General features: G+C 66.1%; 9 protein-coding genes. 1 reads left to right on the forward strand and 8 read right to left on the reverse strand.

Annotation, left to right across the window (positions count from 1 at the left end; translation table 11 throughout):
* Positions 1–15: 15 nt before the first annotated feature.
* Positions 16–2532, forward strand: a complete 2517-nt coding sequence (locus B5J99_RS02845) for a TonB-dependent receptor (protein WP_117351410.1) — start codon at positions 16–18, stop codon at positions 2530–2532.
* Positions 2533–2605: 73 nt separating this feature from the next.
* On the opposite strand, the gene B5J99_RS02850 is transcribed toward B5J99_RS02845, so the two are convergent.
* The 8 genes from B5J99_RS02850 to B5J99_RS02885 all read right to left on the reverse strand — a co-directional run bounded on the left by B5J99_RS02850 (position 2606) and on the right by B5J99_RS02885 (position 13587).
* Complete coding sequence (locus B5J99_RS02850) at positions 2606–2932, reverse strand: DUF423 domain-containing protein (RefSeq protein WP_069051891.1); 327 nt, start codon at positions 2930–2932, stop codon at positions 2606–2608.
* A gap of 2 nt (positions 2933–2934) precedes the next feature.
* Positions 2935–4032, reverse strand: a complete 1098-nt coding sequence (locus B5J99_RS02855; RefSeq protein ID WP_117351411.1) for a PLP-dependent cysteine synthase family protein — start codon at positions 4030–4032, stop codon at positions 2935–2937.
* On the reverse strand, positions 4029–6074 hold the full coding sequence (locus B5J99_RS02860; protein WP_117351412.1) for a M3 family metallopeptidase: 2046 nt from the start codon (positions 6072–6074) through the stop codon (positions 4029–4031). The genes B5J99_RS02855 and B5J99_RS02860 overlap by 4 nt, the downstream gene beginning before the upstream one ends.
* 53 nt (positions 6075–6127) lie before the next feature.
* Positions 6128–8203: a tetratricopeptide repeat protein gene (locus tag B5J99_RS02865; protein ID WP_117351413.1), complete on the reverse strand. Its 2076-nt coding sequence runs from the start codon at positions 8201–8203 to the stop codon at positions 6128–6130.
* The gene (prsR, locus tag B5J99_RS02870) at positions 8187–9596 is read right to left on the reverse strand and encodes a PEP-CTERM-box response regulator transcription factor (protein ID WP_117351414.1); all 1410 of its coding nucleotides are present in this window, start codon (positions 9594–9596) and stop codon (positions 8187–8189) included. Before prsR ends, B5J99_RS02865 begins: the two co-directional genes overlap by 17 nt.
* Before the next feature lie 2 nt (positions 9597–9598).
* Positions 9599–11719 carry an XrtA/PEP-CTERM system histidine kinase PrsK gene (prsK, locus tag B5J99_RS02875; RefSeq protein ID WP_117351415.1) on the reverse strand — a complete coding sequence of 707 codons (2121 nt, stop codon included), beginning with the start codon at positions 11717–11719 and terminating at the stop codon, positions 9599–9601.
* A gap of 4 nt (positions 11720–11723) precedes the next feature.
* On the reverse strand, positions 11724–13109 hold the full coding sequence (locus tag B5J99_RS02880) for a TIGR03013 family XrtA/PEP-CTERM system glycosyltransferase (RefSeq protein ID WP_054133954.1): 1386 nt from the start codon (positions 13107–13109) through the stop codon (positions 11724–11726).
* A 178-nt stretch (positions 13110–13287) separates the two neighbouring features.
* Positions 13288–13587: a hypothetical protein gene (locus tag B5J99_RS02885; protein ID WP_245991724.1), complete on the reverse strand. Its 300-nt coding sequence runs from the start codon at positions 13585–13587 to the stop codon at positions 13288–13290.
* Between the last annotated feature and the right edge of the window lie 57 nt (positions 13588–13644).

Consider the following 13644-nt stretch of genomic DNA (forward strand, 5'->3'; position numbering starts at 1 on the left):
CAGGGAGTTCACAGCATGCGCCTATCCAGCCTCTTTGCCGCAGCATCGGCTACCGTTCTTGCCAGTGCGCTGGCGACGCCTGCGCTCGCCCAGGCCACCGACCAGACCGAAGCGGTGGACGATTCGGTTATCATCGTCACCGCGCGCCGCCAGAATGAAAGCCTGGCCGATGTCCCGGCTTCGATCACGGTGTTCACCGCCGACTCGATCCAGAAGACCGGGGTCGAGACCGCCGACCAGTTCGTCCAGCTGACCCCGGGCGTCACCATCGTCACCGGTACTGCGGAAGCCGGCGACACCCAGATCAACATCCGCGGCATCAACGGCGCGCGCGACGCGGAAAGCTCGGTCGCTCTGGTCGTCGATGGCATCCTCAAGACCAACACCGCGCAGCTCAACCAGAACCAGGGCACATTGAGGCAGATCGAAATTCTCAAGGGTCCGCAGGGCGCGCTGTATGGCCGCAACGCGGCAGCCGGCGCGATCGTCATCCAGACGCTGAAGCCCGGCGACACGCTCGAGGCGGGGATCGAATTGAGCGCCGCAGAACAGCAGACCTATCGCGGCAACGCCTTCATCTCGGTGCCCTTGGGCGAAAACGCCGGGTTCGTGCTGTCGGGATCGTATTTCAAGACCGACGGCTTCTATCGCAACATCTTCCTGAACAACTCCAAGACCATCGACGACCAGGAGATCTGGTCGGTCGACGGCCGCTTCGTCGCGCAACTGGGCGACCGCACCGAGATCGACGCCAAGGCGCGCTATTCGGACCTGACCGGCGCCTCGATCAACTTCAACGCAGCGTTCCACCTGCCCAATTTCGCGGGTGCCAACCCGGCGTTCTTCGAGGATGTGAACCGGCACCCGTTCAACTTCTACAACAACATCCGTCCGACCAACGACCAGACGACGTTCGATGCCTCGATCAAGCTCGAGCATGAGTTCGATTTCGCCAAGCTGACCCTGTGGGGCCTGTACAGCGATGTCGACCAGTCGCTGACCGCCGATGGCACCTCGGCAGACTTTGCCCGCTTCACCTTCCCGGGCGCGACCGCGGCATCGCGTGCGGCCTCCAACGCCTGCTTTGCCAGCACCGCACAGCTGCGGGGCTTCCCGGTCAACCAGCCCGGCTTCATCGGTGCAACCCCGGTGCCGTTCATCTTCGCACCCGCGACCGGATCGACATTCGGCCCGTACAGCCCGACCACCTGCGATGGCACCCAGTATCAGATCCGCCAACAGGAGGATTTCAGCGGCGAAATCCGCCTGTCGTCGAACGGCGATGGCCCCTTTAACTGGCAGCTGGGCGGCTATTATCTGAACATCAGCCGCGACGTCGGGGTCAGCCTGGGCGCGGATCTGGGCCAGGGGATCATCCGCCAGCTCTACAACGCACCCAACACGACCAACCCGACCACCCAGCTGTATTTCGACCGGTTCAGCACCGACGTCTATGCCGCTTTCGGATCGGCGGACTACAACTGGAACGATGTCATCAACATCGGCCTGGCGCTGCGCTATGACATCGAGGATCGCAGCGTGTCCAACCGCGTGCCTCTGGTCACCGATCCGTTCACCGGCGGCCCGATCAACCCCGGCCAGGCGCGCGGCCCGATTGCCGACAAGTCGGCCAGCTACAAGCAGCTCCAGCCCAAGCTGACCTTCCGCTGGGCGGTGGCAGACAACGTCAACCTCTATGCAAACTGGGGCATCGGCTTCAAGGCGGGCGGTTTCAACAACTCGGGCTCGGCAGCGGTGATCGACCAGTCGTTCAACCAGTTCATCGGCTCGAACGTCCGCATCACCGACAATTACCGCAAGGAAAAGTCGAGCGCGTTCGAGGGCGGTATCAAGGGATCGGTGTTCGACGGCAAGGTCACCTTCGATCTGGCCGGCTATTACACCGATGTCGATGACATGCAGTTCTTCGAGTTCTTCGTCGGCGGCTTTGGCCTGCTGCGCGTGGTGTCGAACATCGACGAGGTGCAGATCTACGGCGCCGAACTCAACCTCAATGCAGAGGTGACCCCGGGCTGGACGATCTTCGGTGCGCTCAACGTCACCGAAAGCGAGATCAAGGCCAATGCCTCGCGTCCGCAGACGGTGGGCAACAAGTCGCCCTCGACCGCGGATTACACCATCAACCTGGGCACGCAGATCGTCGCTCCGATCTCGCGCAGCTTCGATCTGGTCGCACGCGCCGATTATCGCATCACCGGTCCGACCTGGTTCCACACGCTGCAGGAAGACAGCGTGCCGACCATCTTCAGCGGGCTGCTGCCGGGATCGGCGTTGGCGCTGCCCGCGTTCGTCGGCGATGCGGACTATTCGGTCACCCGCCGCCAGGCATTCGGTGTGCTCGATGTGCGCGCCGGGCTAGAGGGCGAAAAATGGCGCGTGACGATGTTCGCCGACAATGTGCTCAACCGGCGCTATCTCAACGAGGTGATCACCGCGGCCGAATTCGGCGGATCGTTCATCTCGCCGGGCGGGTTGCGCCGCCTCGGGGTCGAAGTCGCCTACAAGTTCTGACACTACGCTCCTGGCCACCGTTGCCCGCATACTTGCGCAGGCGGCGGTGGCCTTCCCCTTTATGAGCGGCCCTTCAGGCCTTGGCGTAGATCCAGGCCGCCCAGAGCCAGCCTGCGATCAGCAAAGTGCCGCCGATCGGGGTGACCGCGCCCAGCCAGCGCGGCGCACCCAGCGCCATCAGGTACAAAGTCACCGCAAAAACCGCAGAGCCGGCCAGCAGGGTGAGCGCAGGCCCCCGCGCCACGCCCATGATCGCCAGCGCCGCGACCGCGTGGACCAATTGATACATGCCGCCGGTGCGCAGCCATTCGGCCTGCTGCTCGCCCGCGGCGGCATGCGCGCCGAACGCGCCCGCCGCCACCGCAAGGGCTGCCGACACGGCAGCCAGAACCGCGATCATCATCACAGAATTCCCCGTTCTTGCTTATTTTGGCCGTTCTGCCCCAGCAGCGCGGCGATATGGTCAGCCGAGCGCAGCCAGTCGATGCCGCAACCCGAAAGCCAGGCATCGTCATAATAGGTGCCGCCATACCGCTCGCCGCCATCGCACAGCAAGGTGACGATGCTTCCGGTCTCGCCTGCGGCCGCCATCTCTTCGATCAGCGCAGCGCAGGCGACGAGATTGGTGCCGGTCGATCCGCCCACGCGCCGTCCGAGCCGATCGGAGAGCGCGCGCATCGCGCCAATGCTGGCGGAGTCTTCCACCGCGATCATCCGGTCGATCACGCCAGGGATAAAGCTGGGCTCGACGCGCGGGCGGCCGATGCCCTCGATCCTGCTGGCGCAGCCCTCGGGCAGCACCGTTGCCGATCGGTCGTAATAATGGCGGTGGAATACCGAATGCTCAGGATCTGCAACGCACAGCCGCGTGGGGTAGCGCTGATAGCGCAGATAGCGGCCGATCGTGGCCGATGTGCCGCCGGTGCCCGCGCCGCAGACAATCCAGTCGGGAACGGAGTGCTCCTCCTGCGCCATCTGCGCGAAGATGCTTTCGGCGATGTTGTTGTTGCCGCGCCAGTCGGTCGCGCGCTCGGCGTAGGTGAACTGGTCGAGATAATGCCCCCCGGTTTCCTCGGCCAGCCGGTGCGCAACATCGTAGACCGTGCGCGGATCATCGACCATGTGGATCTCACCGCCCTGGAAACGGATCGCATCGAGCTTGGGCGCGGCGGTTGTCGCGGGCACCACCGCGATGAAGCGCAGCCCCAGCATCCGTGCGAAATACGCTTCGCTCACCGCGGTCGAGCCCGACGACGCTTCGATCACGCAGCTTTCGGGGCCGATCCACTCGTTGCACAAGGCATAGAGAAACAATGAGCGCGCCAGCCGGTGCTTGAGGCTGCCCGTGGGGTGCGAGCTTTCGTCCTTCAGATACAATGTGATGCCGGGATAACGCGGCAGGTCGAGCCGGATCAGGTGCGTGTCGGCCGAGCGGTTGTAGTCCGCTTCGATCCGCCGCACCGCCTCGTCCAGCCAGCCGCGCGGGCACAGATCGCTCATTCGGCAACGTCCTGCAGCCCGTGCCGCACCAGCATCGCCACCGGATCGGGATCACGGCCGCGGAACGCGCGGAAGCTTTCCGCCGCAGGCCGGGTCGCGCCGCGCGCCAGCACCTCGGCGCGGAAGCGATCGCCGGTAGCGCGGTCGAGCAGGCCCGCTTCGGCAAATGCCATGAAGCCGTCCGCCGCAAGCAGTTCGGCCCACAAATAGCTGTAATAGCCCGCCGCATAGCCGCCGGCGAAGATGTGGCTGAACGCGTGCGGGAAGCGGTGCCATTCGGGCGGGCGGATCACCGCCACCTCGTCGCGCACCGCCTCGATCACCTCGATCGGATCACTGCCCATGGTGCCCAGATGCAGCAGCATGTCGAACAAGGCGAACTCGATCTGGCGGATCAGGAACAGCCCCGCCTGGAAATGCCGCGCCTTGACCAGCCGGTCGAACAGATCGCCGGGCAAGGGCTCGCCGGTGCGGTGGTGGCCCGACATCGCGGTGAGCACGCTGCGGTCCCAGGCGAAATCCTCCATCAACTGGCTGGGCAATTCGACCGCGTCCCATTCGAAACCGTTGGTGCCCGCGATGCTGGGCCGGTCGACCTGGGTCAGCAGCAGATGCAGGCAATGGCCGGTCTCGTGCAGCAGCGTGCCGACGTCGCTGTGGCTGAGCAGCGAAGGCGCATCGGCCCCGGCGGGCGAGAAGTTGCACACCATATAGGCGACCGGAACCTGACTGAGATCGCCATCGCTGCGCCTCGGTCGTGCCTCGCCCATCCACGCGCCGCCGCGCTTGCCGGGCCTTGCGAACAGATCGAGATACAGGCCCGCGACCACGCTGCCGCTTTCATCGACGACATCGAAGAAGCGCGCGTCGGGGTGATAGAGCGAGGCGTGGGACCGCTCGGCCAGCGTGATGCCGAACAGCCTGGCGAGCAGGTCCTGCCAGCCCGCCATCACGCGTTCGACCGGGAAATAGGCGCGCACCTCGGCCTCGTCGACCGCGTACAGCGCCTGACGCAGCCTGTTCGAAGCAAAGCCGACATCCCAGGGCTGCAGGTCGGCGATGCCGAGCTTTTCGGCGGCGAAGGCCCGCAGTTCGTCGAGGTCGCGCTGGGCGGCGGGGCGTGCACGGCCCGCGAGATCGCGCAGGAAGCTCAGCACCGCGCCGCCGTCCGAGGCCATCTTGGTGGCGAGCGACCATTCGACCGGATCGGCAAAGCCCAAAAGCTGAGCTGCCTCTCGCCGCAGCTCAAGGATCCGCGCGATGCGCTCGGAATTGTCGAACTCGCCCGCATTTGGTCCCTGGTCGGAGGCGCGGGTGCCGAAGGCGCGGTAGACGCGCGCGCGCAAATCGCGGTTTTCGGCGAAGGTCAGGATCGCATTGACGGATGGCATCTGCAGCGTCACCCGCCAGCCCGCCTCTCCCTTGGCGGCAGCAGCGGCGGCGAACATCGCCTTGTCGGTGTCCGAGACACCCGCAAGCTCGCCTTCGTCGGTGATCAGTTCGCCCCAGGCGTCGGTCGCATCGAGCACCGCGCTACCGAAGGTGTTGGACAGCGACGACAGCTCGACCGAGATCTGCTCGAACCGCTGCCGCGCATCGGCCTCCAGCGCGACGCCCGAGAGCCGGAAATCGCGCAGCGCATGCTCGACCGCCACGCGATCGGCCTGGGCCAAGGCGGCAAACTCGGCCGTCTGCGACAGCGCGGTGAACACGTCGAACAGGTCGCGATTCTGCCCGACCTTGATCGCGTTGGTGACCAGCCGCTGCTCGCCTTCCTGATAGGCGGCGCGCAATTCAGGAGAATCCGCCACGGCATGAAGGTGCGACACCGCCGCCCAGATCGCGCTGAGCTCGGCTTCGGCGCGCTCGAACGGCAACCAAGCGTCGGCGAAGCCTGCAGGCTGCGTGGTCGTCAGCGTTTGCACCGTCGCGGCGTGGCGCGCCAGCGCCTCGTCGAGCGCAGGCGCGATCTGGTCGGCGGTGATTTCGGCAAAGCGCGGCAGCGCGCGCGTATCGAGCAGGGGGTTGGGGCTATCGATCATGCCTTCCCCATAGCCCAAATCGGCGGGCGGTCAGGCAAAAAAATCGGGTTTCGTCAGCCGTCCTGAAGCTCGCGCAGCATCGCTGCTGCCTGCGGCCGCTCCGGAAACGCGCCAAGCGCCAGCGACGCCCTGAGCGCGCCCACCGCCTGCGCGGTCTTGCCCGCCTCGGCATAGGCCTGCGCCAGATGATAGCGCAGCCAGGGATTGCGCGGATTCTTGGCGCCCGCCTTTTCGAGCATCTCGACCGCGACCATCGCCTGGCCGCCCTGCCCGGTCAGCGTCAGCCCGCGCATGTGGGTGGCAAGCGTGTTGGCGGGCTGGACGCGATAGGCCAGCCGCGCGTCATGCGCGGCGGTGGCCTCATCGCCGCTGCGCAGCCGCGCCAGCGCCAGGTCGGCGAGCAGCAGCGGCTGGTTGTTGCCCAGCCGCGCGTGCAGCGCGCCCAGCGTCATGATCGCGCCGGGCCAGTTGCCGCGATCGATATAGGCGTTGGCGAGCAATCGCAGCCCACCTGTATTGGCGGGGCTGTAGCCGACGAACCGCACCAGCAGCGCATCTGCCTCATCGGCGCGGCCGGTTTCGCGCAGCGCCAGCGACAGGCGGCGGACCACGGGTTCGGACAGCCGGATTTCGGCCGCGCGCCGGTACAGCGGCAGCGCGGCTGCGGCATTGCCCGCAGCAAAGCGCACATCCCCTAGCAGCATCTGCGCATCGGGCACGCCGGGGTTCGCCTCGGCCAGCGGCTCGGCAAACTCGGCCGCCTGCACAAAGTCGCCATTGGCCACCAGCATGCGGACATAGGGGATCACCGCGCGGGCATCGCGCGGTGCGGCGCGCGCGGCATCGGCGAGCATCCACGGCTCGTCAGCCTCGGCCAGCCGCACCATCGGCGCGGTATCGGGCTCGGCAGCACGCGCGAGATAATCGGTCGCCTGTGCCCCCTCGCCGATCGCCTCGAGCGACCGCGCGACCAATGTCAGCAGATAGGCGCTGGTGCCGCCCTGGTTGGACACGCCACGGAATCGCGCGAGCAATGTCTCGTGCTCGCCTTCGGCATAGAGCGCGCGCGCCAGCAATTCCGAGGCGCGGCGGTTATACGGCTGGGCATCGGCGAGCTTCTCGAACCGGTCGATCGCCTGGCGATAATTGCCCAGCTGGAACTCGACTACGCCTTCGACCTGCATCACCGCGGGCACACGCTCCAGCGCGCCGCCGGTCTTCTGGATCAGGTTGCGCGCCAGGCTGTATTTGCCTGCGCGCGCGGCCAGCACCGCCTGCAGGAAATAGCCGCGCGGATTGTCCGGCTGCAGCGCCACGATCTGCCGCGCGGCGGCCAGCATGTCGCGCATCCGGCCCATGTCGCCCAGCGTCGCTGCATATTCGCCCAGCACGCTGACATCATTGGGATCGATGCTGAGCGCACGCTCGAACCAGGGCAGCGATGCGGCCAGTCCATACTGGCTGCGCACCAGCTCGCCGCGCAGCTGCAAGGCGCGAACATTGCCGCCATTCAGCTTGACCGCATGATCGGCCGCCTCGACGCCGCCCGCCTGATCGCCCGAAGCGACGCGGAAGCGCGCGATATCGGTCCACAGCATGCTGTCGTCGGGCGCAAATTGCAGTGCGCGGTCGAACGAGGCGCGCGCGGCATCCATGTTGCCCAGCGCCAGATGCGCGCGGCCCGATGTGCGCGCAGCAAACCCTGCATCGCCCGCCGGCACGGGGCCTTCGCTAAGCCAGGCGAGCGCGGCATCGGCGCGGCCCTGCAGCAGCAGGGCTTCGGCCATCGGCGCGCGCACGATATCGCGATCGGCGCCCAGTTCGATCGCACGGCCGAGCTCGGCTTCGGCGCCGGCGGCATCGAACAGCGACAGGAAAACGCGCGCCTGCGCGATCCGCGCGGCAGGCAGGCGCGGCGCAGCCTTTATCGCGTTCATCAGCTCGATCCGCGCGGCGCGGTTGTCGCCGCGCGCGCGATACTCCTCGGCGCGCGCCATCGCCTGACGCGCAGCGCCAAGGTCTTCTGCCTGCAAGCGCGTGGCCGGACCGCCCAGCATCAGCGCGCAGGCGACCAGCGCCAGCGTCAGCCGGCGGCCAGGACCGGATCGAGGTTCAGCTCTGGATGTCATATTGCCTGAGCAGATCGTACAATGTCGGCCGGCTGATGCCCAGCAGCTTGGCCGCGCCAGAGATATTGCCCTCGGTCCGCGCCAGCGCGTGGCGGATCGCCTTGCGGTCGGCGAGTTCGCGCACCGCCTTGAGGTTGAGGAATTCAGGCGTTTCGGGTTCGGCGCGTTCCAGATCCAGGTCCTCGGCGCGGACCAGCCGGGTTTCGGCCATGATCACCGCCCGCTTCACCCGGTTTTCCAGCTCGCGCACATTGCCCGGCCAGTGCCAGGCATCGAGCATCTTGAGCGCATCGGGGGCAAAGCCCTTGACCACCGGGTTCATCTCGGCGGCGAACCTGCCCAGAAAATGCTTGGCGAGCAGCACCGCATCGCCGGGTCGTTCGGCGAGCGCCGGGATGGTCACGACGATCTCCGCCAGCCGGTAGAACAGGTCCTCGCGAAAGCGCTCCTCGGCGATCATCTTTTCCAGGTTCTGGTGCGTCGCACAGACCACGCGGGTGTCCACGGGAATCGCATTGCGCCCACCGACCCGCTCGATCACGCGCTCCTGCAGGAAGCGCAGCAGCTTGACCTGAAGCGGCAGCGGAATGTCGCCGACCTCGTCGAGGAACAAAGTGCCGCCCTCGGCCTGTTCGATCTTGCCGATGGTGGTCTTGATCGCGCCGGTAAACGCGCCCTTTTCATGCCCGAACAGTTCGGATTCGAGCAGGTTTTCGGGAATTGCAGCGCAGTTGATCGCGACAAAGGCCTTGGCCCGGCGGTTGCTCTTCTCGTGCAGACCGCGCGCGAACAGCTCCTTGCCGGTGCCGCTGGCACCCAGCAGCATCACCGAAACATTGGTGTTGGCGACACGCTCGATCATCCGCGCGGCCTTAACCATCTGCGCATCGGCGGTGATCATGCCGCCCAAGACGGTATGGTCGTCGCCCGATTTCTGGCTGAGTCGCGCATTCTCGCGCTCGATCTGCTGGACGTTGAGCGCACGGCGCACGATCAGCGCGAGATCATCGATCTCCACCGGCTTGCGATAGAAATCATAGGCCCCCTGCGCGATCGCATCGCGCGCGCTCTGCCGCTCGCCATGGCCTGAGGCGATGATCACCTTGGTGTCGGGCTTGAGCCGCAGGATCTCCGCCAGCGTGGCAAAGCCTTCGCTGACGCCATCGGGATCGGGCGGCAGGCCGAGGTCGAGCGTGACGACATCGGGCTCCTCGTAGCGCAGCAGGTCGATCGCGCTTGCGCGATCGCTGGCGCACAGCACCTCGAAATCGTCGAACGCCCATTTGAGCTGGCGCTGCAGGCCGACATCGTCCTCGACCACCAGCAGTCGCGGCAGCCTGGGCTGGCCCCTGCCGCCGCCGTTGAGCGCTGGATTGGGGGTGAGGTCATTCATTGTCAGATTACCTTTGCAGCCAGGTGCGGCTCTTCGGCCCCGCCCTGGTCATTCTCTATCCGGGTGGCGAGCGGCAGGTGAACGGTGAACCGGCTGCCCTCGCCTTCGCGGCTTTCCACCTCGATCCGGCCATGCATCGCTTCCACCAGCAGCCGCGCCTCATAGGCGCCAATGCCAAAGCCATCCGCCTTGCTCGAGATGAACGGCTTGAACAGTTTGGCGCGGACGAACTCAGCAGACATTCCCGCCCCATGGTCGACGATCTCGATCACCCCGTTGAGGCCGTCGCGCGACAGGCTGACATACACCGGGCTTTCAGGCTCGCTGGCGTCGATCGCGTTCTGGATCAGATGGCCCAGCACCTGTTCGAGCTGGACGGGATCGGCCATCAGCGTCATGCGCGGCGCACTGCTGGCGACGAGCTTGTGGCCCTGGGCCTTGTCGGCGATGACCGCGCGCACGATGCGTTCAGCATCGATCGCGCGGATGCCGTCCCCGGTCGATCGCGCATAGCCGGTGAGGCGGCGGATCAGCGTGTTCATCTTGCCGACCGAGTTCTGCAGCGTCGCAATCATGTCGGCGCGGAATTCGGGGTTGTCGGCATGCCGCTCGGCATTGCGCGCGACCAGGCTCAATTGGCTGACCAGGTTCTTAATGTCGTGCATCACGAAGGCCATGCGGCGGTTGAACTCGTCGAACTGGTCCGCCTCGCGCAAGGCTTCCTGGCTGCGCGCCTCGGCAAGATAGCTCGCCAGCTGCCGCCCGACGAGGCGCAGCAGATCAAGATCCTCCCAGTCGAGCTGCCGCTCAATCAGCGGGCGCGACAGCACCACGAGCCCGGCCAGCCTGTCGAAATGCACCAGCGGCACGATCGCCCACGCATTGCTTTCGGCGATCACCCAGTCGGGGATCGCGCGCCGGTCGGTCAGCGTGTCCTTGCCTGAGCGCAGCGCGTCGAGCTCGACGATGCGGCCCGTCGCCTGGAAATAGCCGATCGTGCCTGCGGTGCACGCCTGCGCAGGGACATCGGCAGTGGGCCAGTTGAACCGCGCCTGCAGCTGCAGCCGTCCGCCCTCGGTGGGGGCGAGCAGCAGCCCCGCCGGGCTGTCGCTGATATCGGCCGCCGCCTTGATCACGCGTTCGTGGAACGGCGCGGTGCCATCGCCGGGCCTTCCGATGGTTTCGGTAAAGCGGATCCATTCGGCGCGGTAATCATAACGGTGCTGGAAGAAATGCTTGGTCGCCTTGACCTTGAACCAGGCACGGAAGCGGTCCGACGGCAGCAAGGCCAGCGCAGCGAGCGACATGCCCAGCACCAGCAGCAGCTGGGCGCCCGAGGCCACCGTCCCGCCGACCGACCGCAGCATCTGCGCGACCGCGATCATCGTCACCAGATAGCCCAGAATCGCGAACACCGAGAGCGAGCGATAGGCGACCTTGCGCGACAAGGTGAGCTTCCACCCGCCCGGGCGGTTGGCCGCGAGCGCGAAGAACGGCACCGCCAGGATCATCATCACTCCGCGCAGCGCCACCAGATCCGCAGGCAGGGCGCGGCCCAGATAACCCACGGTATAGAGGTTGAGATCGTACAGCCACATCGCGGCAAGCGCAGTCAGCGGCAGGCGCAGGCTGGCGCGGGTCTCGGCATCGGCAACCGAATAGAGATTGTTCGCCAGAACCAGCGCGCCGACGACGAAGATCATCCGCAGCAGCATCGCGGCGGAATAGCCGAGCTCGTCGAGCTGCGGCACGCCCCGGTTGGCGACATGCCAGACATCGACCAGAGGCTGGGCGACCAGCACCACGACGAGCACCATGTACACGGCCGTGACCGTGCGCGGCTGCGCGCGGGCGGAGCGGACCATCTGGAACAGGAACGCCAGCCAGGCAAGGTTGCGCATCGTCTCGCCCAGCCCGGCAATGGCATGGTTCCCGCCCATGCTGGCTGCGGCAAAGGCCCACAGGCTGGTCGCCAGCAGCGCCAGCAGCAGCGCGGCATCACCGAGCGAGGGGCGCGTATCGCGCAGGCCCGCCCAGCGCCGCAACAGCCAGGCCGCCACCAGCATGGTCAGCGCCGCTGCGGCGGAATGGCCCCAGAGCCCTATGTCATGCCAGTTGGCCATCGGTTCAACGCGCGCCGTCCGGCCACAGCACCACCCGCAGCGTCTGCAGGATGATCAGCAGATCGAGAAACGGGGTATAGTTCTTGGCATAATACAGGTCGTATTCGAGCTTGTGCCGCGAATCCTCGACCGAGGCGCCATAGGGATAATTGATCTGCGCCCAGCCGGTGATGCCCGGCTTCACCATGTGCCGCTCGTTGTAATAGCGCATCTGGGTTTCCAGGCTGGCCACGAACTCGGGCCGTTCGGGGCGCGGGCCGACAAAGCTCATGTCGCCCTTGAGCACGCTCCACGCCTGGGGCAGCTCATCGATCCGCACCTTGCGGATGAAACGCCCCAATCGCGTGACGCGCGGATCGTTCTTCTGCGCCCATTGCGCGCCATCGACCTCGGCATCGATCCGCATCGAGCGCAGCTTGATGATTTCGAATGGCTGGCCATAGAGCCCGACGCGTTCCTGCTTGAAGAACGCAGGCCCCTTGCTGTCGAGCTTCACCAGCAGCGCGAAGAGCAGGATGATCGGCGCGGTCAGCGCGAGCAGGATGGAGCTGACGACCAGATCGAACAGCCGCTTGGCGATCGTCGAAATGCGCCGTCCTGCGGAAAATCCGTCGGAAAAGATCAGCCAGCTGGGATTGACGGTGTCGAGATCGACGCGGCCCGTCTCGCGCTCCAGAAACGTCGACAGATCGTTGACATGCACGCCTGTGGTCTTGATCCTGAGCAGGTCGTTGACCGGGAGCGCGTTGCGCCGCTCCTCGAGCGCCAGCACCACCTCGGTGACGTTGAGATTCTCGACATGCTTGGCGAGGTTCTTGATCGCATCGCGGTTGATCGCTTCCTCGACCACCAGCGCGCCATCGTTCATCGCGACGAAGCCGACCAGCACGAAACCGGCGTCGGGTCGGTCGGCCAGATCCTGCACCCGCTGCGCGCGCTTGCCTGCGCCCAGCACCATCAACCGGCGCTTGAACGCGGTGGTGCCCAGCAACCCGCCCAGCAGGATGCGAATGCCGATCAGGAACAGGATCGACAGGCCCATCGCGTACAGGCTGTTCGATCGCCACAGGGTGGCTCCGGGCAGGATGAAATAGGTGACCGAGAGGAAGATCACGCCCAGCGAGACCGCCACCAGCAGCCGCGCCGCGGCAAAGCGGATCGATTGCAGCGCATCGGGTCCATAGACCCCGACCGCGATCATCGCCATGTGGACGAGCAGCGCGAAGGTGATGATCGGCATCGGCCGCTGCGAGAGCGGCTCGATGTCCATCCCGATCTCGTGCGCGCGCCAAACCCAGCCGATTTCGGCCGCGAGACCCAGCAGCGCGAGGTCGAAGAAGCCGAGCAACAGCACCGCGTGCGGCACGTAATGTTTGAAGAGCCTGAACATGGCTGCGGCTATAGCCGGTCAGTCGTGAAGTGTCGGTTAATTTTACAGCCGCAACTGGGCCATCGCCGCTGATTTTCGATCAAAGTGTCAAAGGTCTTTACGCCTTTTGTGCCGGACCTGCTGCCTGGCGTGCAGGAGAACGGGCCTGCGCCCGTGCCCCGCAACGGCTGTATTCGGCTTACTCCCCGATCTTCTGTGCGGCTTCCTGCGCGGCATCGCCGACCTTCTGCGCGGCGTTGCCGACCTCTCCGGCGGCGCCAGCCACCGCATCGGTGCGAACTTCCCCCTGCTTCATGAACTGGAACGCGAAGAACCCGCCTACCACCAGCACCAGCAGCACCAGCGCCATCATGATGCCCGATCCGCCACCCGAGCGGCTTTCGATGACGGTGGTGTGGGTCTGTGCCGGCGCGGGGGCCGCTGTGCCCGGTGCGGGCTGTTCGGTCACGATGGTTTCGGTGCGATCGGTCGGTGTCATAGCATATCCCCAAACACGTGATGTGTGGGGCGCTTACGTGCCGGACAGCAGTAGGTT

The organism is Blastomonas fulva (assembly GCF_003431825.1).
Lineage (GTDB): Bacteria > Pseudomonadota > Alphaproteobacteria > Sphingomonadales > Sphingomonadaceae > Blastomonas > Blastomonas fulva.